Annotated in this window: 2 protein-coding genes; one reads left to right on the top strand and one right to left on the bottom strand. The window is 45.0% G+C overall.

Going from position 1 to position 2,227, the window contains the following annotated elements:
* Nucleotides 1-243 precede the first annotated feature (243 nt).
* Nucleotides 244-1,557, bottom strand: coding sequence for an ISNCY family transposase (locus AC3DOM_RS17620; RefSeq protein WP_487920348.1), 1,314 nt, complete (start codon nt 1,555-1,557; stop codon nt 244-246).
* A 184-nt stretch (nt 1,558-1,741) separates the two neighbouring features.
* Here AC3DOM_RS17620 and AC3DOM_RS17615 point away from each other — a divergent pair.
* On the top strand, nt 1,742-2,227 hold a 486-nt coding region (locus AC3DOM_RS17615), incomplete at its 3' end, for an ABC transporter substrate-binding protein (protein ID WP_487920347.1).

The raw sequence follows: 2,227 nt of genomic DNA, 5'->3' as shown, positions 1-2,227 counted from the left end.
TTCTTCAAATGTGACGATTTCCTGTAGCTCATTCATTCTAAAGTCCTTATTGACACAGCAATTCTCAATATGGGCTTAATTTCATGTGAAAAGCAGAAACATCTCTAAAACTCAGTGCGTATGGTAACAGAGAAGAAAAAGTTGCCCAAAAAACTCCTGTTCAAACTATCATTTTTTCATCATGGTCGCAAGCGATAGCTGCCGCCGGATTTCTCCAGCAGCTTTTCTCTTAACACGGCGTTCTTAGCTCATATACTGCGGCACTTCCAATGCGCGCAGCATAAACAAGAGCAGATCGGTCCAACTCTCAAAGACCATATAACGTAACAAAGCACGAATGTCGTTGAAAAACTCTTTTCGTACGACCAACTCCCTACGCAAGGCTTGATATTCTTCATCAAGAAATGCCAGCGTGGTATGAAGAAGAAATGCCAGCAAGTTCAAGCTGGTCAGGAAATTTGCCAAATGCTCTTTTCCATGTCCAAAGTTGTGTTCCAAATTGTAGCCCTGATTCTTGAGGGTGTTGTTGGTTTCATTTTCGCTTTTCCAGCGTGTCCGCCCCTCTTCTACCAACTCAACAACATTACCCGCATTGACTTCGTACATGGTGATAAAGCTGTTGAAGTAAACGCGCTCTCTCGTACTTTCATTGAGAATGGTGATTTCAAGCCAATTGACCATCAAGGGGTCTTCTGCTCGCAAGGGAACTTTGTTCACAAAACGATAGCGATGGATTTCATGATAACGCCCGTTCCAATGCCGTTCTTCCAGTTCTTCGACCAGGTGATTCCCGGCAAGAAAATTCACCGTTTTGTACAATTCAATATGCGAATCGGGTTTGCAAACCAAAATAAAGCCAAGTCCGGCATCGATAAAAGCCTTGCACATCGGTTGATTGGCGTATAAATCATCCCCAAGCATCGTGTAACGCCCTTTTTTCAAAAAGTCCTGATGTTTTTCTATCCAGCGCTTCATCGCCGCGCGTTCACTGTCCTGTTTGTCGTACTCCGGCTGCGGCGTTATGAATTCCGGTGCAAGAGGCAAAACCCGTTTTTCTCCTGACTTGACAATCACCGGCAGGATCGCTGAGTGGAAATGATGCGTATGATCATTTTGCAAAGAACGGTGAGAGCATTCCGGGCAGTCTATTTTTTGCGATGAGACCGTCTCCGTGCCATCATTTGAAATCAGGATGCGACCATCATAACCGCGGTATTGCGCTATCTCGCCTTCTGCTTCCAAGGTCTCTATTGTGTCAAAAAAGAGAGGCGCAAGTAATTCCGGTGACAAAGGGTCTAGCAAGTTCCGGATTTGATTATCTGATGGGATTTTCTCAACCGCAAAAAGACTGTGCAGGTTGCTTCTGCCTTTCTTCTTCTCCAAAAGGCGTTGATGCGCCAGAAATGAAGGCGATTGGCTGAAAAAGACACTGAAGGCGGCTGATGCGGCGTCTTCGATTTCGTACTGATTGTTCTTTCCTGTACGATAATCCGGTAAACCCGAAAAACATTCCCGCAATTTCGCAATCTGGCTATCAAATACTTTCCGTTTGTTCATAAGATAAGGATACCGCAGAATGGCACAGAAATATTTTAGACAAAATATATCCTATTCATATTGAGAATTGCTGCTGTTTTTAGGCTTTCTTTGCGTTTAGGGCGTAGAATACTATCAATAGATAAGCTTGGTCTTATCTAAACAATCTTATTGTTGTTCTACAATCCAAATGGAGGAGTACCGCATGAAAAGATCATTTTTTACCCTATTCTCGGTTTTAATACTTGCAAGCCTTGTATTATCAGCCTGTGGAGCGCCAGAAGCCGCTCCCGAAGAACCGGCCGCAGTTGAAGCGCCAGCGGCTGAAGAACCCGCCTCTGAAGAGCCTGTTGCTGAAGAACCAACAACCCCAGAACCCAAGACGGTAGTGATAGGCTTCACCTCGTCAATTACCGGTAATCAAGAGGTTTCATCCAAACGACAGGTCAATGGATTCTCTTTGTGGATGAAGCAGGCCAATGAAGCTGGAGGCATCACCCTCAGCGATGGCACCGTAGTCACCTTTGATTATCAAACCTATGACGACGAATCAAACGGCGAGCGTGTTCAGGAACTCTACACTCGTCTGATCGCCGACGATAATGCTGATTTTCTGATCAGCCCATATTCATCTGGCTTAACCTCAGCTGCATCCATCGTCGCCGAACAGAACGGCAAGGTAATGATTACC

The sequence above is a fragment of the Candidatus Desulfolinea nitratireducens genome (genome assembly GCF_982879505.1).
This window is presented reverse-complemented; position numbering and strand designations above follow the sequence as displayed.

What these genes read in the sequence shown, in the direction of transcription:
- AC3DOM_RS17620 (WP_487920348.1), bottom strand. Translation starts at nt 1,557, where the DNA reads ATGAACAAACGGAAAGTATTTGATAGCCAGATTGCGAAATTGCGGGAA.